The organism is Pseudomonas floridensis (assembly GCF_002087235.1).
Classification (GTDB): domain Bacteria; phylum Pseudomonadota; class Gammaproteobacteria; order Pseudomonadales; family Pseudomonadaceae; genus Aquipseudomonas; species Aquipseudomonas floridensis.
Genome location: NZ_MUIO01000054.1, coordinates 1 through 26,224 on the forward strand (window position 1 = coordinate 1; position 26,224 = coordinate 26,224).

General features: G+C 60.0%; 26 protein-coding genes. 3 read left to right on the forward strand and 23 right to left on the reverse strand.

The window, feature by feature from the left end; all coding sequences use genetic code 11:
- The 4 genes from BZK31_RS14185 to sdhC form a co-directional block, all read right to left on the reverse strand.
- The coding region (locus BZK31_RS14185; RefSeq protein ID WP_244182685.1) for a 2Fe-2S iron-sulfur cluster-binding protein at window positions 1-393 on the reverse strand (393 nt) is incomplete at its 3' end.
- A 12-nt stretch (window positions 394-405) separates the two neighbouring features.
- The gene (gene sdhA / locus BZK31_RS14190; RefSeq protein ID WP_083183600.1) at window positions 406-2,178 is read right to left on the reverse strand and encodes a succinate dehydrogenase flavoprotein subunit; all 1,773 of its coding nucleotides are present in this window, start codon (window positions 2,176-2,178) and stop codon (window positions 406-408) included.
- Between the two features lie 3 nt (window positions 2,179-2,181).
- Window positions 2,182-2,550 carry a succinate dehydrogenase, hydrophobic membrane anchor protein gene (sdhD, locus tag BZK31_RS14195; protein WP_004882580.1) on the reverse strand — a complete coding sequence of 123 codons (369 nt, stop codon included), beginning with the start codon at window positions 2,548-2,550 and terminating at the stop codon, window positions 2,182-2,184.
- Window positions 2,544-2,930, reverse strand: a complete 387-nt coding sequence (sdhC, locus tag BZK31_RS14200; RefSeq protein ID WP_004882581.1) for a succinate dehydrogenase, cytochrome b556 subunit — start codon at window positions 2,928-2,930, stop codon at window positions 2,544-2,546. The genes sdhD and sdhC overlap by 7 nt, the downstream gene beginning before the upstream one ends.
- A gap of 350 nt (window positions 2,931-3,280) precedes the next feature.
- Here sdhC and gltA point away from each other — a divergent pair, with 350 nt between their 5' ends.
- Entirely contained in the window at window positions 3,281-4,570 is a 1,290-nt protein-coding gene (gltA, locus tag BZK31_RS14205) for a citrate synthase (RefSeq protein ID WP_083183601.1), read from the forward strand.
- 65 nt (window positions 4,571-4,635) lie between these two features.
- Here gltA and BZK31_RS14210 read toward each other — a convergent pair whose 3' ends face one another.
- The 9 genes from BZK31_RS14210 to BZK31_RS14250 all read right to left on the reverse strand — a co-directional run bounded on the left by BZK31_RS14210 (window position 4,636) and on the right by BZK31_RS14250 (window position 11,881).
- Window positions 4,636-5,244: an START domain-containing protein gene (locus tag BZK31_RS14210; protein ID WP_083183602.1), complete on the reverse strand. Its 609-nt coding sequence runs from the start codon at window positions 5,242-5,244 to the stop codon at window positions 4,636-4,638.
- Between the two features lie 56 nt (window positions 5,245-5,300).
- Window positions 5,301-5,558, reverse strand: a complete 258-nt coding sequence (locus BZK31_RS14215) for a YkgJ family cysteine cluster protein (protein WP_083183603.1) — start codon at window positions 5,556-5,558, stop codon at window positions 5,301-5,303.
- Window positions 5,559-5,651: 93 nt separating this feature from the next.
- Entirely contained in the window at window positions 5,652-6,317 is a 666-nt protein-coding gene (locus BZK31_RS14220) for a translation initiation factor 2 (RefSeq protein WP_083183604.1), read from the reverse strand.
- A gap of 113 nt (window positions 6,318-6,430) precedes the next feature.
- Complete coding sequence (locus tag BZK31_RS14225; protein ID WP_083183605.1) at window positions 6,431-7,870, reverse strand: aminotransferase-like domain-containing protein; 1,440 nt, start codon at window positions 7,868-7,870, stop codon at window positions 6,431-6,433.
- 210 nt (window positions 7,871-8,080) lie between these two features.
- Window positions 8,081-8,896: an OmpA family protein gene (locus BZK31_RS14230; protein WP_083183606.1), complete on the reverse strand. Its 816-nt coding sequence runs from the start codon at window positions 8,894-8,896 to the stop codon at window positions 8,081-8,083.
- Window positions 8,893-9,243, reverse strand: coding sequence for a DUF4398 domain-containing protein (locus tag BZK31_RS14235; protein WP_083183638.1), 351 nt, complete (start codon window positions 9,241-9,243; stop codon window positions 8,893-8,895). Before BZK31_RS14235 ends, BZK31_RS14230 begins: the two co-directional genes overlap by 4 nt.
- Before the next feature lie 11 nt (window positions 9,244-9,254).
- The gene (locus BZK31_RS14240) at window positions 9,255-10,082 is read right to left on the reverse strand and encodes a substrate-binding periplasmic protein (RefSeq protein ID WP_083183607.1); all 828 of its coding nucleotides are present in this window, start codon (window positions 10,080-10,082) and stop codon (window positions 9,255-9,257) included.
- Between the two features lie 119 nt (window positions 10,083-10,201).
- On the reverse strand, window positions 10,202-11,131 hold the full coding sequence (locus tag BZK31_RS14245; protein ID WP_083183608.1) for an electron transfer flavoprotein subunit alpha/FixB family protein: 930 nt from the start codon (window positions 11,129-11,131) through the stop codon (window positions 10,202-10,204).
- Window positions 11,132-11,881: an electron transfer flavoprotein subunit beta/FixA family protein gene (locus BZK31_RS14250; RefSeq protein ID WP_083183639.1), complete on the reverse strand. Its 750-nt coding sequence runs from the start codon at window positions 11,879-11,881 to the stop codon at window positions 11,132-11,134.
- Window positions 11,882-12,388: 507 nt separating this feature from the next.
- Here BZK31_RS14250 and BZK31_RS14255 point away from each other — a divergent pair.
- The gene (locus BZK31_RS14255; protein ID WP_083183609.1) at window positions 12,389-14,044 is read left to right on the forward strand and encodes an electron transfer flavoprotein-ubiquinone oxidoreductase; all 1,656 of its coding nucleotides are present in this window, start codon (window positions 12,389-12,391) and stop codon (window positions 14,042-14,044) included.
- 54 nt (window positions 14,045-14,098) lie between these two features.
- Here BZK31_RS14255 and BZK31_RS14260 read toward each other — a convergent pair whose 3' ends face one another.
- Window positions 14,099-15,004 (reverse strand): AraC family transcriptional regulator, encoded by a 906-nt coding sequence (locus BZK31_RS14260; protein ID WP_083183610.1) that lies wholly within the window; start codon window positions 15,002-15,004, stop codon window positions 14,099-14,101.
- A gap of 181 nt (window positions 15,005-15,185) precedes the next feature.
- Here BZK31_RS14260 and BZK31_RS14265 point away from each other — a divergent pair, with 181 nt between their 5' ends.
- The gene (locus BZK31_RS14265) at window positions 15,186-16,238 is read left to right on the forward strand and encodes an NAD(P)-dependent alcohol dehydrogenase (RefSeq protein WP_083183611.1); all 1,053 of its coding nucleotides are present in this window, start codon (window positions 15,186-15,188) and stop codon (window positions 16,236-16,238) included.
- 1 nt (window position 16,239) lies between these two features.
- Here the strand turns inward: BZK31_RS14265 and BZK31_RS14270 are convergent, their stop codons facing one another.
- The 9 genes from BZK31_RS14270 to leuC form a co-directional block, all read right to left on the reverse strand.
- On the reverse strand, window positions 16,240-17,052 hold the full coding sequence (locus BZK31_RS14270; RefSeq protein ID WP_083183612.1) for an IclR family transcriptional regulator: 813 nt from the start codon (window positions 17,050-17,052) through the stop codon (window positions 16,240-16,242).
- Between the two features lie 77 nt (window positions 17,053-17,129).
- On the reverse strand, window positions 17,130-18,440 hold the full coding sequence (locus BZK31_RS14275) for an MFS transporter (protein ID WP_083183640.1): 1,311 nt from the start codon (window positions 18,438-18,440) through the stop codon (window positions 17,130-17,132).
- A gap of 126 nt (window positions 18,441-18,566) precedes the next feature.
- Complete coding sequence (dgoD, locus tag BZK31_RS14280) at window positions 18,567-19,853, reverse strand: galactonate dehydratase (protein ID WP_341865293.1); 1,287 nt, start codon at window positions 19,851-19,853, stop codon at window positions 18,567-18,569.
- Complete coding sequence (locus BZK31_RS14285) at window positions 19,792-20,421, reverse strand: 2-dehydro-3-deoxy-6-phosphogalactonate aldolase (RefSeq protein WP_083183614.1); 630 nt, start codon at window positions 20,419-20,421, stop codon at window positions 19,792-19,794. The genes dgoD and BZK31_RS14285 overlap by 62 nt, the downstream gene beginning before the upstream one ends.
- Before the next feature lies 1 nt (window position 20,422).
- On the reverse strand, window positions 20,423-21,427 hold the full coding sequence (locus tag BZK31_RS14290; protein WP_083183615.1) for a 2-dehydro-3-deoxygalactonokinase: 1,005 nt from the start codon (window positions 21,425-21,427) through the stop codon (window positions 20,423-20,425).
- 175 nt (window positions 21,428-21,602) lie between these two features.
- Window positions 21,603-22,715, reverse strand: coding sequence for an aspartate-semialdehyde dehydrogenase (asd, locus tag BZK31_RS14295; protein WP_083183616.1), 1,113 nt, complete (start codon window positions 22,713-22,715; stop codon window positions 21,603-21,605).
- Window positions 22,716-22,784: 69 nt separating this feature from the next.
- The gene (gene leuB, locus BZK31_RS14300; protein WP_083183641.1) at window positions 22,785-23,867 is read right to left on the reverse strand and encodes a 3-isopropylmalate dehydrogenase; all 1,083 of its coding nucleotides are present in this window, start codon (window positions 23,865-23,867) and stop codon (window positions 22,785-22,787) included.
- Window positions 23,868-24,099: 232 nt separating this feature from the next.
- On the reverse strand, window positions 24,100-24,741 hold the full coding sequence (gene leuD, locus BZK31_RS14305; protein ID WP_083183617.1) for a 3-isopropylmalate dehydratase small subunit: 642 nt from the start codon (window positions 24,739-24,741) through the stop codon (window positions 24,100-24,102).
- Between the two features lie 10 nt (window positions 24,742-24,751).
- Window positions 24,752-26,176, reverse strand: a complete 1,425-nt coding sequence (leuC, locus tag BZK31_RS14310) for a 3-isopropylmalate dehydratase large subunit (RefSeq protein ID WP_083183618.1) — start codon at window positions 26,174-26,176, stop codon at window positions 24,752-24,754.
- Window positions 26,177-26,224 lie beyond the last annotated feature (48 nt).

Genomic DNA, 26,224 nt, shown 5'->3' on the forward strand with positions numbered 1-26,224 from the left:
CTGCAGACGCTCGATGGCCGGAGCCGGCGTGTCGTTCTGCAGGAATGGCTTCACCTTCTCGTACTGCTTGTAGAAGATGCTCATATCGACGACCAGGTCACGAATGACCGGCAGGCCAGGCAGCGGACGTACGATCAGCTTGCCCTTGGCGACCACAGCAGACAGCGGCGTGATGCACGCCAGGCCGTTCTTGCCGTTAATGTTCATGCCATCGGAGCCACAGACGCCCTCGCGGCAGGAGCGACGATACGAGAAACCTTGATCCTGTTCTTTGACCAGGGCCAGCACGTCCAGCACCATCAGGTCCTTGCCACCGGTATCGACCTGAAATTCCTGCATGAACGGCGCAGCGTCCTGCTCAGGGTTGTAACGATAAACACTGACTTGCAACATATCGGTCACCCCTTAATAAGTCCGAATCTTAGGCTCAAAAGTCGGAACAGTTTTCGGCGAGAAGTTCACGGCACGCTTGGCTACGCGCTTGTCACCCGGGAAGTACAGGGTGTGGCACAGCCAGTTCTCGTCATCGCGATCTTCAAAGTCTTCACGGGCGTGTGCGCCGCGAGACTCTTTACGATGCTCTGCGGCAATCGCCGTGGCTTCGGCAACTTCCAGCAGGTTTTGCAGTTCAAGCGCTTCGATACGGGCAGTGTTGAACGCCTGGCTCTTATCGTTGATCTTGACGTTGGCGATACGCTGACGCAGGTCCGCCAGTTGAGCGATACCTTTCTGCATGTATTCGCCGGTACGGAATACACCGAAGTAGTTCTGCATGCAGCTCTGCAGCTCTTTACGCAGTGAGGCAACGTCTTCGCCGGTGGTGCGCTCGTTCAGGCCGGCAAGGCGCGCCAGAGCGGCATCGATGTCGGACTGGGACGCACGGGCGTAATCAACGCCTTCACGCAGCGCCTGCTCCAGGTGAATACCTGCGGCACGACCGAAGACCACCAGGTCGAGCAGCGAGTTACCGCCCAGACGGTTGGCACCGTGAACCGATACGCAGGCCACTTCGCCTACTGCGAACAGACCCGGAATGATCTGATCCGTTCCGGTGGCGTCCTGAGTGATCGCCTGACCGTGAATGTTGGTGGCAACGCCGCCCATCATATAGTGGCAAGTCGGTACTACAGGAATCGGCGCGGTAGCCGGATCGACGTGGGCAAAGGTCTTGGACAGCTCCATGATGCCCGGCAGACGGCTGTGCAGCACTTCTTCACCCAGGTGATCGAGCTTGAGCATCACGTGATCGCCGTCAGGACCACAACCGTTGCCGGCGATGATTTCCTTGACCATGGAACGCGCCACGACATCACGACCGGCAAGGTCTTTCGCGTTAGGCGCATAACGCTCCATGAAACGCTCGCCGTGCTTGTTGATCAGGTAACCGCCTTCACCACGGCAACCTTCGGTGACCAGCACACCTGCGCCGGCAATACCGGTCGGGTGGAACTGCCACATTTCGATGTCCTGAACCGGCACACCGGCACGCAGCGCCATGCCGATGCCGTCACCGGTATTGATCAGGGCGTTGGTGGTCGACGAGTAGATGCGGCCTGCACCACCGGTCGCCAGTACGGTTGCGTTGGCGCGGATGTACGAGGTCTCACCGGTTTCGATGCAGATGGCGATGATGCCGACGAACGCGCCGTCCTGGTTCTTCACCAGATCCACTGCATAGTATTCGTTCAGGAATACGGTGCCGGCCTTCAGGTTGGCCTGATACAGGGTGTGCAGCAGCGCGTGACCGGTACGGTCGGCTGCGGCGCAGGTACGTGCAGCCTGACCACCCTTGCCGAAGTCCTTGGACTGACCGCCGAACGGACGCTGGTAGATACGGCCCTGTTCTGTACGGGAAAACGGCAGACCCATGTGCTCGAGTTCGAAGACCGCTTCCGGACCTACGGAACACATGTATTCGATAGCGTCCTGGTCACCGATGTAGTCGGAGCCCTTGACGGTATCGTACATGTGCCAGCGCCAGTCATCGTTCGGATCGGCCGAAGCGATGGCACAGGTGATGCCACCCTGGGCAGACACGGTGTGCGAGCGGGTCGGGAAGACCTTGGTGACCACGGCAGTCTTGTGACCGCCCTGAGCGAGTTGCAGCGCAGCGCGCATGCCGGCACCGCCGCCGCCAATGATGATGGCATCGAAGGAAAGTGTGTTTGTATTAGCCATGAATCAGATACCCCAAAGAATCTGCACGCCCCAGACGAAGTAGGCGAACATCAGAACGCCACATACCGCCTGAAACAGGAAACGGACTGCAGTCGCGGACTTGCCCAGCGCCATCGGCGTCAGGTAGTCGGTCGCGATGGTCCACATGCCGACCCAGGCGTGAGCGCCAAGGGCAACGAGGGCCAGCAGACTGAAGATGCGCATCCAGTTGTTCGCGAACAGATCATGCCATTGGGCGTAGCTCAGACCCGGGTGAAAGACCATGTATCCGATCAGGAAAATGAAGTAAGCCGCGAGCACGACCGCAGAAACACGCTGTGCCATCCAGTCATAGAGGCCCGAACGTGAAAGGTTGGTGACGTTGGTTACCATATCCATACTCCTGCCAGCAGAATCAGTACCACGGAAACCGCGATAACGATTTTGGAGCCCAGCTTGCCGCCTTCCAGCGTCTCGCCCACTCCCGTGTCCATGATCAGGTGACGGATACCGGCCACCAGGTGATACAGCAGGGCAGACAGCAGCCCCCAGATGACAAGCTTGGCCAGCGGGCTGGTCAGACACGCTTTTACTTCACCGAAGCCTTCTTCGGACGCCAGCGACTTGTCCATTGCATACAGCATGATTGCAATACCGACAAAGAGGATGACACCGGAGATACGGTGAAGGATGGACGTGTAAGCAGTGACTGGGAGCTTGATGGTCCTTAGGTCTAGATTTACAGGTCGTTGGCTATTCACGGCTTTTTTCACACTGAAGAGCCCCTAACAATCAGGGCAAGTTGTTGGGAAGTGCACTGGTCAGGTACCCACCACCCAGGAAGTGACGACCCCCTTCGAACAGGCCCAAAAGCCCCCGGCGGTCGGACGCCGAGTATAGACAGTTAGGTTACTAATGACAACGCACAGACTTACCGCCAATAGCGGATTGCGCTCATCACATAAAAGGCGTAAACGGCAGGAAACGAGCGTGGAAAAATCTGCGCCAGGGCCTTCTGGAACACGACTTTAGGCAAATTGACTTTAGAATTTATCTCACTATAGTGATGCGGGCCCTGCGTGGGGGGCCTGTCTGATGATTTGAAGCATAAATAGGAGGCCACATGGCTGACAAAAAAGCGCAGTTGATCATCGAGGGCGCAGCCCCCGTCGAGCTGCCAATTCTGACCGGTACAGTGGGTCCGGACGTGATCGACGTACGCGGTCTCACCGCCACCGGCCGCTTCACATTCGACCCGGGCTTCATGTCGACCGCCTCTTGCGAGTCGAAGATCACCTACATTGATGGTGACAACGGAATCCTGCTTCACCGCGGCTACCCGATCGAACAACTGGCCGAGCAGTCCGACTACCTGGAAACCTGCTACCTGCTGCTCAATGGCGAACTGCCAACCGCCGAGCAGAAAGCCCAGTTCGTTGCCGTGGTCAAGAACCACACGATGGTCCACGAACAGCTCAAGACCTTTTTCAACGGCTTTCGCCGCGATGCTCACCCGATGGCGGTCATGTGCGGCGTAGTCGGCGCACTTTCAGCGTTCTATCACGACTCGCTGGACATCAATAACCCGCAGCACCGCGAGATTTCCGCCGTACGCCTGGTCGCCAAGATGCCGACCCTCGCCGCGATGGTCTACAAGTACTCCATGGGCCAGCCCATGATGTACCCGCGCAACGACCTCAGCTACGCCGAAAACTTCCTGCACATGATGTTCAACACCCCGTGCGAGATCAAACCGATCAGCCCGGTGCTGGCCAAGGCGATGGACAAGATCTTCATCCTGCACGCCGACCACGAACAGAACGCATCCACCTCCACCGTGCGCATGGCAGGCTCCTCGGGCGCCAACCCGTTCGCCTGTATCGCAGCTGGCATCGCGGCACTCTGGGGCCCGGCTCACGGCGGCGCCAACGAGGCCGTGCTGACCATGCTCGATGAAATCGGCGATGTCTCGAACATCGACACCTTCATCGCCAAGGCCAAAGACAAGAACGATCCGTTCAAGCTCATGGGCTTCGGCCACCGCGTCTACAAGAACCGCGACCCACGCGCCACCGTGATGAAGCAGACCTGCGACGAAGTCCTCAAGGAACTGGGCATCAACAACGATCCGCAACTCGAACTGGCCATGCGCCTGGAAGAGATCGCCCTGACCGACCCTTACTTCATCGAACGCTCGCTGTACCCGAACGTGGATTTCTATTCGGGCATCATTCTGAAGGCCATCGGCATTCCAACCAGCATGTTCACCGTGATATTCGCCCTGGCGCGGACCGTCGGCTGGATCTCGCACTGGAAGGAAATGCTCTCAAGCCCCTACAAGATCGGTCGCCCGCGCCAGCTGTACACCGGCAACGTGCAGCGCGACATCGTCGAGCTGAAAGACCGCAAGTAAGCGCAACACGCGCATACCAAAAGGGCTGCCGGTGGCAGCCCTTTTTGCATCAGGACAAAGACGCGCTACTGCGCGGCCGCCCTCTCCCTCAATGCCTTAAGCGTATTGAAGGGTGCATCCACGACAAACTTGTTGGCCAGCATGGACGGCACGCTGCCGCCCGGCTCGGTGTGTACCTGATAGGTCACCTCGGTCTGGTTCGGCCCTTTGGGCACCAGTTTCCAGAAACCTTTGACCTCGGTCACACGCACATACCCCTTCTCTTGAGGAATGTAATCGGGCTGCTCTTCCAGATTGCGGGTCAAGCTGCCGTCGGCGCCCTCCTGCGTGGTAATGAGCAACACCGAGTCACGCGGCGTTACCGGCCATGGCGTATTGAAGCGCGTGTAGGTCCAGGCCTTGTTGCCGTCATACTTGAGCACCTTCTGCAACTGACACTCATGAATCCATGCGCAGGCACCCGCGACATCTTCCTGAAGAGCCCGCAGCTTCTTGACGCTGGCATTGATCGTGGTCACCCCACGATACGCCTTGTATTTGGAGCCCGGCACATCGCTCAGCGAAACCTGAATCCCGTCCTCATCCTTGGCCACCTGCCAGTCCTCAGCCTGAACAGCACCCACCAGCATTACAGTCAAGCCACACGCTACAGCCATGCGATACAGCGGACCCATTGTCTTATTCCTTATTGTTGAGATTCCGGTAAAACAATTGTGCTCGGCAGCAGTTTTCAGGCAACTGCAGTCATTTTTTCCCACCAGCCGATCAGACGGATCGCATCGGCCTGATCAACCCCACACACATCATCGGCAGCCTTGAACTGACTGCAGACTGCCGGCCGATCCGGGCGACCGAACAGGCCGCAGAGCAACTCCACAGAGAGATGCAGGCAGCGTTCACCTGCGGGCTTGCCATTCGGCATGCCAGGTATCGGCGATGTAATGGAAGGCGCGATGCAGCATGCACCGCAACCAGAGCGGCAGTCCATGACCCTGACCCTTGCTGAATGGTTGAAAAGAAATGAAATAGTACCCATCAACACGACCGCTTGGAAATGGCGTTCCGGACGATGAATAAGGCCTTACTGCTTGAATTTGAAATCCAGCGCGGCACCTTCGACGTCGCGACGGTTGTCGTTCCGCATTTGCAGCTGCATCTCGTTGGACAGCAAGCGACCATTCAACTCAAAGGGGCTCGGATCACCCGAGGATTCGCCACCGAACATCTGCGGCAGAATCGGTTTGCGCTTGGCAGTAATGACATTGGCCGGCGGATCGAGCTGCTTGACCAGCTCAGGTGGCAGGCTCAGGTCCAGCTTCGGCCGATTGATGCGCACATCCTTAGACTTTGTCTCTTTGCCCGCCTTAGTGCTGGCTGCCGCATCACGCCTGGCTGTCGCAGCCTTGGCTGCAGTCGGTTTCGATGTCGATTTTCCCGTCGCAGGCACCTCCTGAATCGGCCGTGGAGCGACCGGCCGGGAAGCTTCCTTGCCTGCAACAACGGGCGTTACCGGAATATTGGGCATCAACTGATGAGTAGTCACGGGAGGCGACTTTTCGGAAGCCGCATCGGTCACCACCGATTCGCGCGGCGAATCGCTGGTCGAACGCGCTTCGGAGGTCACTGGAGACGATACTGGCGCAGGGACACTGCTTTCAGTCTTCGGTTTGGGCACCGGCGTTTCCTGAGCATCACACGCACTCAGCAACACGATGACCGCAAGACCTAAACAGCGAAACATATTCATAGGCAAAAAAATCAGACAAGACAGTGGCAAAGCCGAAAGAGCTACATGCTGTGCCTTTGAGGCCTACATGACAAGCCAAGAGTTCCAGACAATCGACGAAAATCAGCTCGCGTTCAATACGACGGAATCACTTCCTGACACAATTGCCTGGCCAACATCCCTAGCGTCATCAGTGCCCGCTCAGCCTCTCTGTTCCAAGGCATCCCGCAATTGAGCCGGATACAATGGTTGAATTGCTCGGTATTGCTGAAGATCAGTCCGGGCGCGATGCTGATGCCCTGCTCCAGCGCCCTGACATGCAACTCCTGCGTATTGACCCGTCCGGGCAGACTGACCCATAGAATAAACCCACCGGTCGGCCTGCTCATTTGCGTTCCTTCAGGAAACGACTGCTGCACGGCCAACTGATAGGCGCTCAGGTTCTTGCGGTACTCCAGCCGGATGAATCGCAGATGCCGGTCATACCCCCCATTTTCAAGGTAGGCGGCAATCGCCATCTGCGTCACGCTGCAGGCCGAGTGCGTACTGAACGTCTGCAGTCGCTGGATCTCGGCCTGATACTTACCCGCGATCATCCAGCCAATGCGCACACCGGGCGACAAGGTCTTGGAGAAGCTGGAGCAGTAAATCACCCGCCCCAGCCGATCGAACGCCTTGAGCGCTTTGGTGCGCCCCACTTCGAACATCAGTTCGCCATAGACGTCATCTTCGACGACCTGGATGTCGAAATCCGACGCCAGTCGCAACAGGTTCTTCTGTCGCTCCTCCGGCATGGTGCCGCCCAGCGGATTGCTCAATCGCGACGTGAGCACCAGCGCTTTGATGGACCACTGATTGGCCGCCAGTTGCAAGGCCTCCAGACTGATGCCGGTAGCAGGATCACTCGGAATCTCGATGACTTTCAGGCCGAGCAGATCGGCCAGTTGCAGCAACCCGTAGTACGCCGGCGATTCAGCGGCGATCAGATCCCCAGGCCGGGTCAATACGCGTAACGCCATTTGCAGCGCATCGACACACCCGTGGGTAATGACCACCTCGGATGGATCGACCACCACGCCCGCATCACGCATTCGGATGGCGACCTGTCGGCGCAATGGCTCGAAACCCGGACTGAACATGTAACTGAATGCGCGCGGGCTGTGAAAACGCGTGACCTTGGCCAACTGCTGATGCAATGCGCGGACAGGCAGATAATCCACGTGAGGCACGGCCGCGCCCAGCGCGAACACGCCTTCGCGCCGTGACTCTTCAAGTACCTGCTGGATAATGCTGCTACGCGTGACCAGGCTTGGACGTTCGACACGGGCGATGTCCGGCGTCGAGGCAGTCAGCGCAGGCGTCTGATGGACGTAATAACCCGACTGCGGCCGCGCCCGTATCAACCCCTGATCTTCAAGGTTCGCGTAAGCCTGCAACACCGTTGCATGACTGACATTGAGCTGCGAGCTCATCTTGCGGACCGACGGCACCCGCTCGCCCGGCTGATAGACACCTCGACGGATGTCCTCGGCCAGCTGCTGAGCGATGCGCTGATAGAGCAAAAGATTGGTCATGGACACAGCCTCATGAGGACCGGTTATTTATTTTTGTAAAAACAGACGTAATGAAGACCTATACAGTCATGAAGTGTACTGGAACAGTTTCGCCTCCAGCCAGAGATTGTCGGCTGTGCGGAAAAATAAACCGGGTGAGTGTGAAAACAGACGGGACACCGCCCGGCTAGCGAAAGACCGGGCGGCGGAACTGGCGACGAGGATGAAGAGCTATCGAGGCGCGCCCAGCAGTCCTTTTTCGTCGGAGAACACGATTTCGACGCGACGGTTCTGCGCTCGCCCGCGTTCGGAGGCATTCGCATCGACCGGGAACTGCTGGCCGTACCCTTCGACCTGAATGCGCTTCTCGTCGATACCGAGATCCATCAACACATCCGCAACTGCCTGCGCACGGTCCCGGGACAGCTTGAGGTTTTCCTGACGATCCCCGGTGCTGTCGGTGTACCCCTCGATCCGGACAACACGACGCGGGTTGATCTGCAGGAACTGCACGACCTTGAGCACCGTACGGCTGGCCGAGTTTTTGAGTTCGGCGTGACCGGCATCGAACAGCACATCACCCAGGGTCATGACCAGACCACGATCGGTCTGAGTGGTGGCCAGACTCAGAATCTGATCCTCGAGCCAGCGGCCCTGCTGCTGGGCGCTGGCCAGCTTCGCCTCGCGCAGCCCCAACTGCAGGCGCTGGCGCTCCATTTCCATCTTCGCCAGACGCTCCTGACTGAGCATCAGATTGCTGTGCTCGCGAGCAATCTCGCTGTAACGGCTGCTCAAATAGGCGTAATGGCTCACGTCGGCGCTGCTGCCCAGGTAGCTGGAGAGGCGCTCGGCCCTGGCCAGTGATTCACCTGCACGAATCACGTCTTTCGGCGCACTGCGCAATACGTCGGTGTCTTCTTTCACTTTCTGGAAGTCGGCGCTGGCCTGCTGCAAGGCCTGATCGCTGTTCTGATGTCCGGCGCAACCGTAAAGGCCTGCCGAGCCCACCAACAGACAAACACTCAACACACGAGGGAGACGGTTCATTGAGCCTCTCCAAGCTGCTTGCGCAATCGGTTCAGGCGGGTATTGAGCTGATTGATCTGCTCCTGACTCTTGAGCGTCAGCACGCGCGCCTCGGCAAGACGGGCATCCAGTTCGGCCTGCTCGGCTTTCATTCGGGCATCCTTGTAGGATTTGTCAGCCATGTCTGCGCGAGCATCGCTGAACTTGGCTTCGGCAGTTTCCAGCTCCGGCTGCTCATCAGCACCGACGGCCTTGGCTTGCTCCAGTGCCTGCTCGGTCAGTTTAAATTGTTCGGTCGGCACCGGGTCACTGGCGCAGCCGACCAGCGTGACGACCGCGACGGCGGCAATTGAAAAACGAATACTCACAAAAAACATTCCTACTTGTTTAAGGCGCTGGCGCTCGCGGGCTGTAGCAACTGCGCTTTCCACAGCTCCAGATTATGACGAATCATTTCACCTGCAAGGCCGGAGGCGGCCGATTCTGTCATCTTTTTCGCCAACTGTCCGCGCAACCATGAATCGTTGCAGGCTGAATTGAACGACAACGCCAGATACAAACCAGGCCGGTCGAGGGGCACGGGGCGCGCTGTCAGGTCTGCGGCCAACCCCAGCGTCTGCACCATGACCATCCCGGCATAGCGACCCGCGAGGACATAATCCACCTCACCCAGCGCCAGCTTTTGAAACGCAGGCGTGAGGCCAGATACACGCTCCAGGGTCAGATGCTTGCGAACCGCGTCGTCGAATGCCGGGGTCAGCCGGGTTTTGTCCGACATGGCGCCGGCATGCCCTTGCAGATCACTCAGTGTTGCAAACGGCTCGGGATGTCCGTGGCGCGTCCAGATCACAATATCGTTCTGGACGATGGAGGGGTGGACATAATCCAGCGCGTCCAGCTGCGCGGCATTCATGGGTGCATCGGCCAGCAAGTCCATGCGGCCGGTGCGCACTTCTTCCAGAGCCTGACTGCGCTTGCCCGCGTACAAAAACTCGACGGCGATGCCCAACTCGCCAGCCACCTGTTTCAGCAGGTCGGCATTGGCACCCATCAGGTGTTTGGGATCCTGCGGATCGCGCCACAGATACGGCGGCGCATCGGGGCTGCCGGTGACAATCAGCCGTTCGCACGTGCCGGCAGCAACACTCAGCGTCGGCCACGCAACCAGCCCGATAAGAAGCGAAGACAGCAGCCTGGGATGGCGCATGAACAGTCCTTTCACGATTCAATAAAAAACCCGTTCATCCAGGCGATCCGCAGCGCAGATGAACTGCGGTGCATGACACCAGAATGGAACGGGTTCTCTTTATAGTGGAAGAACCGGGCTTAGACCAGTTTCTCCAGCTCAGGGATCGCTTCGAACAGATCCGCCACCAGGCCGTAATCGGCCACCTGGAAGATCGGTGCTTCTTCGTCCTTGTTGATCGCAACGATCACCTTGGAGTCCTTCATGCCTGCCAGATGCTGGATCGCGCCGGAAATGCCGACCGCGATGTACAGCTGCGGCGCAACGATCTTGCCGGTCTGACCAACCTGCATGTCGTTCGGCACGAAACCGGCATCGACAGCGGCACGCGAGGCACCGACCGCAGCGCCCAGCTTGTCGGCCAGTGCGTACAGGTGCTTGAAGTTGTCGCCGTTCTGCATGCCGCGACCACCGGACACCACGATCTTGGCAGCGGTGAGTTCCGGACGGTCAGACTTGGCCAGCTCTTCGCCAACGAAGCTCGACTTGCCAGCATCATGAGCCGCCGAAACCGCTTCAATGGCTGCAGAACCGCCCTCGGCAGCAACCGGATCAAAGCCGGTGGCGCGCACGGTGATCACCTTGATCGACGCCGTGGACTGCACCGTGGCGATGGCGTTACCGGCATAGATCGGACGGGTGAACGTATCGGCCGATTCGACCGAAATGATTTCCGAGATCTGGTCCACATCCAGTTGCGCAGCGACACGCGGCAGGATGTTCTTGCCGTTGGAAGTGGCGGCAGCCAGCACGTGGCTGTGACCGGCAGCCAGTTCAACGACCAGCGGCGCGACGTTCTCGGGCAACTGGTGCGCGTAGGCGGCGTTGTCAGCCACCAGCACTTTTGCCACGCCAGCGATCTTCGCAGCGGCTTCGGCAACGGCGCTCACGTCGGAACCGGCGACCAGCAGATGGATGTCACCACCGATCTTCTGGGCGGCAGCGAGGGTATTGAGCGTAGCCGGAGCTACGGTTGCATTGTCATGCTCAGCGATAACCAGGATCGTCATTTAGATTACCTTCGCTTCGGTTTTCAGTTTCTCGACCAGTTCGGCCACCGACTTGACCTTGATGCCTGCGCTGCGCGCGGCAGGCGCTTCGACCTTGACAGTCTTGTTGGTCGATGCCGTGGAGACGCCAAGCGCATCTGGAGTCAGCACTTCAAGCGGCTTCTTCTTGGCTTTCATGATATTGGGCAGCGAGGCGTAACGCGGCTCGTTCAGACGCAGGTCAGTGGTCACGATGGCCGGCAGGCTGAGGGAAACGGTTTGCAGACCGCCGTCGATTTCACGGGTCACGGCAACCTTGTCGCCCGTCACTTCCACTTTCGACGCGAACGTACCTTGTGGGTAACCACTCAGTGCCGCCAGCATCTGGCCGGTCTGGTTATTGTCGCTGTCGATGGCCTGCTTGCCGAGGATCACCAGTTGTGGCTGTTCCTTGTCGACAACGGCCTTGAGCAGCTTGGCGACGGCCAGGGACGTCAGTTCCTCGGCGGACTCGACCAGCACGGCTCGGTCGGCACCCAGCGCCAGTGCAGTGCGCAACTGCTCCTGGGCAGTGGTCGGGCCGATGGTCACGACGACGATTTCAGTCGCTACGCCCTTCTCTTTCAGACGTACAGCCTCTTCCACGGCAATTTCGCAGAAGGGGTTCATGGACATCTTGACGTTGGCCAGATCGACGCCGGAGTTGTCCGCCTTGACGCGAACCTTGACGTTGTAGTCGACCACTCGTTTGACAGCTACAAGAACCTTCATGGATTCCTCACTCTCCGGTGAAAAGATGTCGCCCGGCAGCACCAGGCGATCGATATGTGTCCTCAACAAGCAATCGTGTTCGTGCAGGCGAACAGGACTTCATTCGATTCTTCGCCAAAACCCGATAAAAACCGGGTGCCGCCCGTCATGCACCGGCAGGGTGTGTAAAATGCGCCGGACGACCTTGACTGACTGCCTGCACCGCATTCGCCTGATGCCTTTTGAGAGGTCTCCGTGGACCCCGTTTCAGCCTACGGCAAACGCAAAACCGCCCGTATCTTGACCGCAACGCCTTTTCCGGTCAATACGCCAAATCGGCCAGTCCCGAGTCGCGCCTCTTTGATTTATCTGGCCTGCGGCCGATTCAAACAAACGTTTGTATTGGACCGCCGCAGTGGTGTAGATATAATGCACGCCTTAAAAAGACATGCGGTGTACAAGCACCCGCCTGTCGGTCTTTCGAGACCCATAAAAAATACCGTGAGCCTTGAGAGTAGGAGATAGCCTGTGGAACGCGAATACATGGAATTCGACGTCGTCATCGTCGGAGCCGGCCCGTCCGGGCTTTCAGCCGCTTGCCGCCTCAAGCAGAAAGCTGCCGAAGCCGGGCAGGAAATCAGCGTCTGCGTGGTGGAAAAAGGCTCCGAGGTCGGTGCGCACATCCTGTCCGGCGCGGTGTTCGAGCCCCGCGCCCTGAATGAATTGTTCCCTGACTGGCAGGCGTTGGGCGCACCGCTCAACACGCCCGTCAAGCGCGACGACATCTATGTACTGCGCGATGCCGAGAACGCCCGCAAGATTCCGGACTTCTTCGTCCCCAAGACCATGCACAATCAGGGCAACTACATTATTTCCCTGGGCAACCTGTGCCGCTGGCTGGCTCAGCAGGCTGAAAACCTGGGCGTCGAGATCTACCCGGGCTTCGCCGCTCAAGAGGCGCTGTTCGATGAAAACGGCGTGGTGCGCGGCATCATCACCGGCGATCTGGGCGTCGACCGCGAAGGCAATCCGAAAGAAGGTCTGTACACCCCCGGCATGGAACTACGGGCCAAGTACACGCTGTTTGCCGAAGGCTGCCGTGGTCACATCGGCAAGCAATTGATCAAGCGCTTCGATCTGGACAATGAAGCCGACGTGCAGCATTACGCCATCGGCCTCAAGGAAATCTGGGAAGTCGATCCGGCAAAACACGAACAGGGCCTGGTAGTGCACACCGCTGGCTGGCCGCTGGACGACGCCAATCCCGGCGGTTCTTTCCTATATCACCTGGAAAACAACCAGGTGGTGGTCGGCCTGATCGTCGATCTGTCCTACTCCAACCCGTACCTGTCGCCGTTCGATGAGTTCCAGCGCTACAAGCATCACCCGGTCATCAAGCAATACCTGGAAGGCGGCAAGCGCATCAGCTACGGTGCCCGCGCGATCGCCAAGGGCGGCCTGAACTCGCTGCCGAAGATGGTCTTCCCCGGTGGCGCGCTGATAGGCTGCGACCTGGGCACTCTGAACTTCGCCAAGATCAAGGGCAGTCATACGGCGATGAAGTCCGGCATGCTGGCCGCCGACTCGGTTGCCGAAGCGCTGCTGGCCGGCAAGGAAGGCGGCGACACCCTGACTGCCTACGTGGATGCCTTCAAAGCCAGCTGGCTGCATGAAGAGCTGTTCGCCAGCCGTAACTTCGGCGTGGCGATTCACAAGTACGGTGCGATCAAGGGCGGCGCGTTCAACTTCATCGATCAAAACATCTTCGGCGGCAAACTGCCGTTCACGCTGCATGACACCAAGCCGGACTACGCCTGCCTCAAGCTGGCGGCGGATTCGAAGAAGATCGACTACCCGAAACCCGACGGCAAGCTCAGCTTTGACAAGCTCAGCTCGGTATTCCTCTCCAGCACCAACCATGAAGAGGAGCAGCCTTGCCATTTGAAGCTGACCGACCCGAGCATCCCGATCAGCAAGAACCTGCCGCTGTACGACGAACCGGCGCAGCGCTACTGCCCGGCGGGCGTGTATGAAGTGATCACCAAGGAAGATGGCGAGAAACGCTTCCAGATCAATGCGCAGAACTGTGTGCACTGCAAGACCTGCGATATCAAGGACCCTTCCCAGAACATCACCTGGGTGGCACCCGAAGGCGCTGGCGGTCCGACTTACCCGAACATGTAAGTCAGCACGTCGCGCCAGACGCAAAGGCTCCTTCGGGAGCCTTTCTGCGTTCTGTCAGGCCGGTACACCCAGGTAAGCGCTCTCCTCGCCCGGACTGCGCTCGAAGTAACGCTTGTACTCGCGACTGAATTGCGAGGCACTTTGATAGCCGACCCGCAGCGCTACCTGCGCCACGCCCAAACCCTCTGCCACCAGCAATTGCTGGGCCTTGAGCAGCCGCAGGCGTTTGAGGTACTGCACCGGAGACAGCAAGGTGCTGCGCTTGAAATGCTCGTGAAAGGTCGAGGTGCTCATGTTGGCGCAGCGGGCCAGAATATCGACGTTCAGCGCATCGGCATAATGCTCGTGCAGATAGGTCACGGCCGACGCAATCCGGGCGAACTGACCCTGCTGCTCGACCAGTGCACGCAGTACACCCGCCTGCGGACCTCGCAACGCGCTGTACACCACCTCGCGCACTCGCGCCTGCCCCATCGCCTGACATTCCAGCGGGTCGTGCAGACAGCGCAACAGACGCTCGACGCTGTCGCGCATGCCGTCATCGATCAACACCGAGGTCATGGACTCCGGCGTCTGCGGCTGGCAATCCTGCGGCGCCAGCGTGCCCATGGCCTGCACCAGCTCTCCCAGCAGCACCCGGTCGATGCACACCGAGACGCCATACAGCGGCTTGTGCGGCGTGGCGAAAGTTTCGCACTTGAACGGCACGGAAAGCGCCTGAATCAGGTAATGCCCGGTGCCATATTCGAACGTGCGCGTTCCCAGGCAGGCGACCTTGCTGCCCTGCACCACGATCATCAGGCTAGGCTCATACATTTGCGGACTACTGGCGATGTAGCTGAACGCAGACAGCACGCGCACCTCGGGCAGAGCGGTCTCGACAAAGCCCGGACGTACCGCCAGCGGGCGGATCAGCGAGACGAGAACGGCATTGCCGTCGGCAGGATGAGTGAGCGACATGGAAACACACCGGCAGAGAATCAGACAGCCGCATGATCGCAGATTTGCGCGCCCGAGGGGCCTGAAGTTTTTTTCGCCGGAGGATCAGGCATGAAACACGGAGGAATCACCCTAGCGGCGTGCGCCCTTCGCGCGGACAATGGTTGGCCTCTTCTCCGTACCATTTCGCGAGGTCATATTTATGTACACAGCCATTGGTTACGCCGCTCAGTCGGCCACCGCCCCCCTCGCCCCGATGACCTTCGAGCGCCGCACTCCGCGTGCCGACGACGTTGCCATCGAAATCCTCTATTGCGGCGTCTGCCACTCCGACATCCACCAGGCACGCAACGAGTGGGGCATTGCCGTTTACCCACTGATGCCGGGCCACGAGATCGTCGGGCGCGTCACCGCAACCGGTGCCAACGCCACGAAATACAAGGTCGGCGATCTGGTGGGCGTTGGCTGCATGGTCGATTCGTGCCGTCAGTGTTCGGCATGCCAGTCGGATCTGGAGCAGTACTGCCTGGAAGGTCCGACCATGACCTACGCCACCCCGGACCGCGTCGATGGCAGCAACACCATGGGCGGCTACTCCAACAGCATCGTAGTCAGCGAGCACTTTGTGGTGCGCGTTCCCGAGAAGCTCGATGCGGCTGCCGCAGCGCCGATCCTGTGCGCTGGTATCACCACCTACTCGCCGCTCAAACACTACGGCGTCAAGGCCGGTGACAAGGTCGGTATTCTGGGCATGGGCGGTCTGGGCCACATGGGCATCAAGTTCGCCAAAGCCATGGGCGCGGAAGTCACCCTCTTCACCCGCTCGGCGTCGAAAGCTCAGGAAGCCCGTCGTCAGGGCGCCGATCATGTGATCGTTTCCACCGACGCTGAACAGATGAAAGCCGCCGCCGGCCATTTCGACTTCCTGCTGGACACCATTCCGGTGCAACACGACCTGAACCCCTACCTGCAGACCCTGCGTTTCGACGGTGTGCACATTCTGGTCGGTCTGATCGAACCGGTTGAACCGCCCGTGCATGCTGCCAACCTGGTCATGAGCCGTCGCGTACTGGCTGGCTCGTTGATCGGCGGTATCGCGGAGACCCAGGAAGTGCTGGATTTCTGTGCCGAGAACGACATCACCTGCGACATCGAAATGCTCGACATCCGCAACATCAACGAAGCCTACGAGCGCATGCTGGCCGGTGACGTGAAATACCGTTTCGTCATCGACATGGCTACCTTGAAAGCCTGATTCAGGCAGCCCCCAGTTCGGCCGACAGTCCCGCCGCGATCTCCCTGATCAGCGGAACGAGTTCGGCCATTTTCTCCAGGGGCATGTACGGAACCGTACTGGCGACGCTGATGCCGGCCACGATCTGCTGGCTGGCATCACGCACCGGTGCTGCCACACAGCGGATCGACGGTTCGTTGTCTTCCAGATCGAATGCATAACCGCCTTCCACGTATTCCTTTCTACGCTGTTGCAACTGCTCCCAGGTCTGCTGCTCATGGGCCGGCCACAGCGGATGCCTGCCCGCGCTCGGCAAGCTGATCTCATACAGCCGCTGCCATTCACTTTCCGGACTGTCCAGCAGCAGCGCCTTGCCAATCCCGGTGCGCACCAACGGCATGCGATGCCCGACTCTGGAACGCATCTCCGGACCATTGCGGCCCGGATTCTTGTGCAGGTACAGCACATCGTCACCCTCGCGGACGGCCAGGTGCACGGTGTCGCCTGTCAGTTCCGACAGCCTGTCCAGGTAGGGCCGGGCCAGCATCGCCAGCGGCACCTCTTCACGCGCCTGAAACCCCAGCTCGATCAACTTCGGCCCCAGCAGATAACCCACTTGCGGGACCACCCGCAGGTAACGCTCGTCAACCAGGCAACTGGCCAGACGGTGCGTGGTACTGCGTGTGGTGCCGATCAGGCGAGCGATTTCCTTGAGGTCCCGGGCGCCCCGGGCCACGGCCTGCACCACGCCCAGCCCGCGCAAAAGAGTCTGGGTCCCGGCAGGTGCCGGCTCTTTGCCTGAGGAGTTTTCGGGAGCAAGCGGTTCGTTGTGCATGACAAGCCTTATCAGAGCGGGACGCTGGCGGCATTATCGTCGCCAGCGCCGGGACACGTCGACATCGGTGTTGGGTATCAGAGCTCGATACGCTCAACTTTGCCGACCAGCAGGATGTAGGACAGCGCGCCCAGCAATGCCAGCACCGAGATGTAGGTAATGGCCGGTGCGAACGAATCCCCCGAGGCCAGGAAGCCGATCACGATCGGTGTGGCGATCGCCGCCAGATTGCCGATGAAGTTGAACGTGCCACCGGTCAGGCCCAACAGGCGTGCCGGTGCCAGCGTGGAGACCAGCGACCAGGTGATCGACGCCAGCCCGTTGCCGAAAAACGCCAGTGCCAGAAACGCGATGACCAGCGGTGTGGATTCGACGAAATTGGCGCCAATGATCGAGGTGGAAATCAGCAGCCCGGCAATGATCGGCAACTTGCGGGCGAACCCCACGGTATGACCGCGACGAATCAGCCAGTCGGAGAAGAAACCCGAGCACAGCACGCCGACAAACGCTGCGAGAAACGGCAACGAAGCCAGCAGGCCGGACTTGATGAAGTCCATACCACGGTATTTGACCAGGTAGGTCGGAAACCAGGTCAGGAAGAACCACAGCGTGGAGTTCAGGCAAAACTGCCCCAGGTAAATGCCCCAGAGCTTGCGCTTGCTCAGCACGATGCCCAAGTCCAGCCAACTGAAACCCTGCTTCTGTTTTTCGACGTCCTTCTGGATATCCACCAGCCCGCCACCGTCGCGGATCAGGTCGATTTCCTGCTGATTGACGCCCTTGAAGTCACGTGGCTCGCGATACACGGCGTACCAGATCAGCGCCCAGAGCACACCGACACCGCCCGTCGCGACGAACACCATGTGCCAGCCGTAATGGGCCTGCAGCCACGCCAGCACCGGCGTCAGGAACGCCAGACCGACAAACTGCCCGGAGGTGTAGAAGCCGATGGCGGTCGCCCGCTCGCGCTCGGGAAACCAGGTGGTGACCACGCGGCTATTGATCGGATAAGCCGGAGCCTCCAGCGCGCCGACTGCCATGCGCAACACGAACAACGCGATGAAGCTGGCGGCGAAGCCGAGCATGATGGTGGCAATCGACCAAAGCATCAGCGCAACGGTGTACAGAATGCGCGGCGGCACGCGGTCCACCAGCCAGCCGCCGGGCAGCTGCATGGCCGCATAGGTCCAGCCGAATGCGGAGAAGATCAGGCCGACGTGAACCGGGTCGATGCCCAACTCGGACGTCAGCGCCGGAGCGGCAATCGACAGGTTGCTGCGGTCCAGGTAATTGATAACCACGGTGATGAACAACAGCACCATGATAAAGAAACGTTTGCGGGACGGTGTCACCAGTGACGCCGCGCCCTCCATCGTACGAGTGCGCATGAACATGTAGCCTCTTTTTGGATTTATTGAGGACTGTGTGTCGTGTGTTTCAGCGGCGAATCTTTTGTCAGGTGCCCACACGAAGCATGGGCACGGTCAGGCATGTGCAGGCTCTGGCGGATCAGATCACCATTCGGCAAAGCTGCCGTCGGCATGACGCCAGATCGGATTGCGCCAGCGGTGGCCGATGGCGGCGCGCTCCTTGACGTACTCTTCGTTGATCTCGATGCCCAGACCCGGGCCATTGGGGATCTTGACCATGCCCTTTTCGTAGTCGAAGACTTCGGGGTGTTTGACGTAATCCAGCAAGTCGTTGCTTTCGTTGTAATGGATGCCCAGGCTCTGCTCCTGGATGAAAGCGTTGTAACAAACCGCATCCAGCTGCAGGCAGGCCGCCAGCGCAATAGGCCCCAGTGGGCAATGCAATGCCAGCGCAACATCGTAGGCTTCGGCCATGTTGGCGATCTTGCGCGTCTCGGTGATGCCGCCCGCGTGTGACGCGTCCGGCTGAATGATGTCAACGTAGCCTTCGCTCAGTACGCGCTTGAAGTCCCAGCGCGAGAACAGGCGCTCACCCAAGGCAATCGGCGTACTGGTCAGCGGCGCCAGTTCCTTGAGCGCTTCGTAGTTTTCACTCAGCACCGGCTCCTCGATGAACATCAGCTTGTACGGATCCAGCTCTTTCATCAGCACCTTGGCCATCGGCTTGTGCACGCGACCATGGAAATCGACGCCAATGCCGACATTCGGACCGACCGCGTCACGCACCGCCGCCACGTTGGCCAGCGCCAGATCGACCTTGTCGAAGGTGTCGAGAAATTGCAGTTCTTCGGTGCCATTCATTTTCACCGCGGTGAACCCGCGTTCAACGGCTTCTTTCGCGGCACGCGCGGTGTCTGCGGGCCGATCGCCGCCAATCCACGAGTAGACACGGATCTTGTCACGCACCTGACCACCCAACAGATCGCTGACCGATACTCCCAGCGCCTTGCCCTTGATGTCCCACAGCGCCTGATCGATACCGGCCAGCGCACTCATGTGAATGGCGCCGCCACGGTAGAAACCGCCGCGATACAGTACCGTCCAGATGTCTTCGATATTGCGCGGGTCCTTGCCGATCAGATAATCGGACAGCTCCTCCACGGCAGCAGCGACGGTGTGCGCACGACCTTCGACCACTGGCTCGCCCCAACCGACGACGCCTTCGTCGGTCTCGACTTTCAGGAAGCACCAGCGCGGCGGCACGATGAAGGTGGTCAGTTTGGTGATTTTCATGAATACAGGCTCTCTTCTTGAATGCTCTTGTTGAATACGCGTGTTTGAACAGCGGCGTCTTTCGCGCCGCTCAGGGTCAAAGCGACGAAGCCTGCTGTTTCCAGGCCGCCACATAGGCCTTGGCGCGTTCGGCGACATTGGCGATGCTCATCCCAGGCTTGAACAGCCCGGAACCGAGGCCGAAACCTTTCACGCCCGCGTCGAGAAACACCTTCATGTTGTCCGGCGTGATACCGCCGACCGGCAGCAGAATCGTTCCCGCCGGCAACACGGCCAGCCAGGCCTTGACCACCGCGGGCGACATTTGCTCAGCCGGAAACAGCTTGAGTACATCGGCACCCTCGGCCAGCGCGGCAAATGCTTCGGTCGGCGTGGCGACGCCCGGCGACAGGTACATCCCGGCTGCCTTGGCGGCACGCAGAACCTTTGGATCGCTGTGCGGCATGACGATGACCTGCCCGCCCGCGTCCTTGACCTGGGTGACCTGCTCAGGGGTCAGCACCGTTCCGGCGCCGATCAGGCAGTCGGCAGGCAGACGCTGACGCAGCAGGCCGATGCTGTCGAACGGTTGCGGAGAGTTGAGCGGCACTTCGATGACCCTGAAGCCCGCCTGATACAGCTCGTCGCCAATGGCCGGAGCTTCTTCGGGACGCAGGCCGCGCAGAATCGCCACCAAACCGTTTTCCTTCAATGCTTGCTTGAGCATGTCACACCTCTTGAATGTAATGGGACGGCTGACGCGCGAGCAGACCGGCCTGCATCGCGACCTGCCAGAGGCCACGTTCGGTGGCCTGCGCGGCGACTGTCACCCGCGCAAAGCCGCAGGCGGTCAGGCCGCGCGCGTAGCGCTGGCACAGCGATTCGCTGCCGATCAGGATGACCGCAGGCAGATGGCCATGGACATCGAATTGAAGCCTGGCCAGAGACGCCAGTTCATGGCCGATCAACAGGCCGGAGAGATAATCGGGCTGGGCACTCGCGGTCAGTTGGCCGGTCAGTCCGAGGGTGCGGCAACTGAAGATGGTCGACAGCGGACCGGCCGCGCCCTGCTCCGAACGGGCATTGGCCAGCCCACGATCGAAGGCTGCCTCATCGAACGCTTCGCCCGGCTGCATGGTGCGCCCCAGGATAGTGTGCGCACACAGCGCAGCGTAGACCTCGCCGGTCATGAACGTGTCGAAATGGACGATGCGGTCCTGCACCACTTGCACCCATTTGGAGTGGCTGCCCGGCAGGCCGATCAACAATGGCTGGCTGGCCGATTGCTCATTGAGCCCGGCCAGCACACCCAATACCTGGGTTTCTTCGCCACGCATGACATTGGGCAGCGTGGAGCGCTGCAGGACGCCGGGAATGATGTGTACGGTCACGCCACGTACGCTGAGCACCGTCTGCAGGGCGGCGCTCAGCTCATCGACGCTGGCCGGTGCCTCCCGGTAAGTCGCCTCGCGCCAGCCTTGCGCGCTGCCGACCATGCCGCAGGCAATGACCGGCAGATCGGGCTGGGCATCGAGCCAGTCGCCACACGCCTCGTCGAACGCCAGTTCGAACCCGTTGCTGCACAGCTCACCTGCGATCACGCGCGGTGTACCGGGCAGTTGCATGATGCCTGCGCTCAGGGCGCGTTGTTCCAGTACCTGGCCGTGGTCGCCAAGTCGATAAGCACGAAGTGAGGTGGTTCCCCAGTCGAGCGCGATCAGTTGCGCCTGCATTGCGTCACCTGTTGTTTTTTTGGAAGTGAGTGCAGGACGGACTATAAACCCGAAATCGAAATTATCTCAATATGTAAATTTAAATCCCATATATTGGGACGTAACACCTGTCGGCCGGGCAACAAAAAACCCGCGTCCTGTTCAGGAGGCGGGTTCTTGTCTGACAGCGTTGCGATCAACGTTCCAGCAGGATTCTCAACATGCGGCGCAGTGGTTCGGCGGCGCCCCACAGCAACTGGTCACCCACGGTGAACGCGCCCAGGTACTGCGAACCCATGTTCAGCTTGCGCAGACGGCCTACCGGAATGCTCATGGTGCCGGTCACAGCGGTCGGGCTGAGCTCGTGCATGCTGGCTTCACGGTTGTTCGGCACCAGCTTGACCCAAGGGTTGTGCTGGCTGATCAAGCCTTCGATGTCCGCAATCGGCACATCCTTGTTCAGCTTGATGGTCAATGCCTGGCTGTGGCAACGCATGGCGCCGATGCGCACGCAGATACCGTCGACCGGGATCGGGCTTTTGAAGCGACCCATGATCTTGTTGGTCTCAGCCTGGCCTTTCCACTCTTCGCGGCTCTGGCCGTTCGGCAGTGCCTTGTCGATCCAAGGAATCAGGCTGCCGGCCAGCGGTACGCCGAAGTTCTCGGTCGGGAACGCTTCGCCGCGCATGGCTTCGGCCACCTTGCGGTCGATGTCCAGAATCGCGCTGGCCGGGTTGGCCAGTTCGTCGGCAACCGACGCGTGCACGGCGCCCATCTGCTTGATCAGCTCACGCATGTTCTGCGCACCGGCACCGGAAGCCGCCTGATATGTCATGACGTTCATCCACTCGACCAGACCGGCATCGAACAGGCCGCCCAGGCCCATCAGCATCAGGCTGACGGTGCAGTTGCCGCCGATGTAGTTCTTGGTGCCGGCGTCGAGTTGCTGATCAATGACCTTGCGGTTGACCGGATCCAGCACGATGACCGCGTCATCCTGCATGCGCAGGCTGGAAGCCGCGTCGATCCAGTAACCCTGCCAGCCCGCTTCGCGCAGCTTGGGGAATACCTCGTTGGTGTAGTCGCCGCCCTGACAGGTCAGCACCACGTCCAGGGTTTTCAGCTCGTCGATGCTGTAGGCGTCTTTCAGCGGCGCAAGATCCTTGCCCACCGAAGGCGCCTGGCCACCGACATTGGAAGTAGTGAAGAACACCGGCTCAATGAGATCGAAGTCCTGCTCTTCCCGCATCCGCTGCATGAGCACGGAACCGACCATGCCACGCCAACCGATCAGACCTACACGTTTCATCGCAACTGTACCTTGAAAAAATGGGGACCACCGGGCTGCATATGCACAGCAGCCGGCGGGCCAGAGAGATTACAGATTCCGCAGCGCGGCGACTACTGCATCGCCCATTTCCTGCGTGCCTACCCGGGTGTTGCCCGGTGAAAAGATGTCGCCGGTACGCAGCCCCTGATCCAGAACCACGCTGACTGCCTGCTCGATGGCATCAGCGGCGTCGGTCAGATTGAAGCTGTAGCGCAACATCATAGAGACCGAAAGGATAGTCGCCAGCGGGTTGGCAATGCCTTTTCCGGCGATGTCCGGCGCCGAACCGTGGCACGGCTCGTACATGCCCTTGTTGTTGGTATCCAGCGACGCCGATGGCAGCATGCCGATGGAACCGGTCAACATTGAGGCCTGATCGGACAGGATATCGCCAAACAGGTTGTCGGTGACGATCACGTCGAACTGCTTGGGCGCACGCACCAGTTGCATGGCCGCGTTGTCGACGTACATGTGGCTCAGTTCGACCTCGGGGTAGTCCTTGGCGACCTGCTCGACGATTTCACGCCACAACTGGCTGGAGGACAGCACGTTGGCCTTGTCCACCGAGCACAGCTTCTTGCCACGGACCATCGCCATGTCGAAACCGACACGGGCGATACGACGGATTTCGCTCTCGCTGTACGGCAGCGTGTCGTAGGCCTGACGCTCGCCGTTGTCGAGCACGCGAATGCCGCGCGGCGCGCCAAAGTAGATCCCGCCCGTCAGCTCGCGAACGATCAGCACGTCCAGGCCGGAAACGATTTCGGGCTTGAGGCTCGAGGCATCGGCCAGTTGCGGATAGAGGATGGCCGGACGCAGGTTGCCGAACAGCCCCAGCTGCGAACGGATCTTCAGCAGACCGCGCTCTGGACGAATGTCACGCTCGATGGTGTCCCATTTCGGGCCACCGACCGCGCCAAGCAGCACTGCGTCGGCAGCGCGGGCGCGCTCCAGGGTCTCGTCGGCCAGCGGCACGCCGTGCTTGTCGATGGCCGCACCGCCGATCACGTCGTGGGTCAATTCAAAACCCAGCTGATATTTCTCATTGGCCAGCTCCAGTACCTTGACCGCTTCGGTCATGATTTCCGGACCAATGCCATCACCTGGGAGAATCAGAATCTGCTTGCTCATAACATCCTCGATTTTGTACATCGACGCTTTGAACGGCGCCTGTCTATAACGTTTGAAACCGCAAAAAGATTAACGCTCGGCCCACAGCACCAGCACATCGGTGCTGAATGAACCCTGCGCATCGATCTCTAAACACCGACGCAGGCATTGCCAGGTGTGGAACGCCTGTCCGACTCGAACATCACGTCTCTCACATCCCGGCCTTCGTCAAAAGACAGTGATGGCCAGCCTGTCAGTCGCGAAACAGCCACGGCTGACTGGCGCGGTGCTTGCTCTCGAAGGACGCGATGGCGTCGGCGTCCATCAGGGTCAGACCGATGTCGTCCAGACCGTTGAGCAGGCAATGCTTGCGAAATGCGTCGATTTCGAAGCTCAGCACTTTGCCGTCGGGACGGGTTACGGTCTGGGCCTGCAGATCGATGCTGAGCTGATAGCCCGGGTTGGCTTCCACCTGCTTGAACAGCTCATCGACTTCAGCCTCGGTCAGGATGATCGGCAACAGACCGTTCTTGAAGCTGTTGTTGAAGAAAATGTCGGCATAGCTCGGCGCGATGATCGCGCAGAAACCGTACTCTTCCAGCGCCCAGGGCGCGTGCTCGCGGCTGGAGCCGCAGCCGAAGTTCTCGCGGGCCAGTAGCACGCTGGCACCTTGATAACGGGCGTGATTGAGCACGAAGTCCTGATTCAATGGACGCTTGGAGTTGTCCTGGTACGGCTGCCCCACGTCCAGATAACGCCACTCATCGAACAGGTTGGGGCCAAAGCCGGTGCGCTTGATCGACTTGAGAAACTGCTTGGGAATGATCTGGTCGGTGTCAACGTTGGCGCGATCCAGAGGAGCGACCAGGCCATTGTGCTGGGTAAAGGCTTTCATGCTGGTGTCCTCAGTGCTGGATCAGGTCGCGAACGTCGATGAAACGGCCATTGACAGCCGCGGCTGCGGCCATCGCCGGGCTCACTAGGTGAGTCCGGCCGCCAGCGCCCTGACGGCCCTCGAAATTGCGGTTGGACGTCGAGGCACAATGCTCGCCGGAGCCCAGGCGATCAGGGTTCATCGCCAGGCACATGGAGCAGCCGGGCTCGCGCCATTCGAAGCCTGCTTCGATGAAGATCTTGTCGAGGCCCTCCTGCTCGGCTTGCGCCTTGATCAGGCCCGAGCCCGGCACCACGATGGCCTGCTTGATGGTCGCGGCGACCTTGCGGCCCTTGGCGACATCGGCAGCGGCGCGCAGGTCTTCGATGCGCGAGTTGGTGCACGAACCGATGAACACGCGATCCAGCTGGATATCGGTGATCGGCTGGTTGGCTTTCAGGCCCATGTACTTAAGGGCGCGCTCGATGGAGCCGCGCTTGACCAGGTCGGTTTCCTGTGCCGGATCGGGGACGTTCTGATCGACGGCCAACACCATTTCAGGCGAAGTGCCCCAGCTGACCTGCGGCTTGATCTGCGCGGCATCCAGTCTGACCACGGTGTCGAACACTGCATCCGGATCGGAAACCAGATCCTTCCATGCCTCGACCGCCATGTCCCATTCGGCACCCTTAGGCGCAAAAGGACGGCCCTTGACGTACTCGACGGTCTTCTCATCGGTGGCCACCATGCCGACGCGAGCGCCCGCTTCGATGGACATATTGCAAATGGTCATGCGGCCTTCGATGGACAGGTCACGGATCGCGCTACCGGCGAATTCGATCGCGTAGCCGTTGCCGCCTGCAGTGCCGATCTTGCCGATCACAGCCAGCACGATGTCCTTGGCGGTGACGCCGAACGGCAACTGACCTTCGACCGACACCAGCATGTTCTTCATTTTCTTGGCGACCAGGCACTGGGTGGCGAGCACGTGCTCGACCTCGGAGGTGCCGATGCCATGGGCCAGCGCGCCGAATGCGCCGTGCGTCGATGTGTGCGAGTCGCCGCAGACCACGCTCATGCCCGGCAGGGTCGCGCCCTGCTCCGGACCGATCACGTGAACGATGCCCTGACGCGGGTCGTTCATCTTGAATTCGGTGATGCCGTATTCGTCGCAGTTGTCATCCAGAGTCTGAACCTGCAGGCGCGACACCTGATCCTCGATGGCACCGATGCCGCCCTTGCGTTCCGACGTAGTCGGTACGTTGTGGTCCGGGGTGGCAATGATCGAGTCGATGCGCCACGGCTTGCGCCCGGCAAGACGCAGCCCTTCGAAGGCTTGCGGCGAAGTCACTTCGTGGATGATATGGCGGTCGATGTAGATCAGCGCCGAACCATCGTCGCGCTGCTTGACCAAATGCGAATCCCAGAGCTTGTCGTAGAGCGTTTTTCCGGCCATCGGACGTACTTCCTCATCAGCTTTTTCTATGCCTTGGGTTGTTGAGCA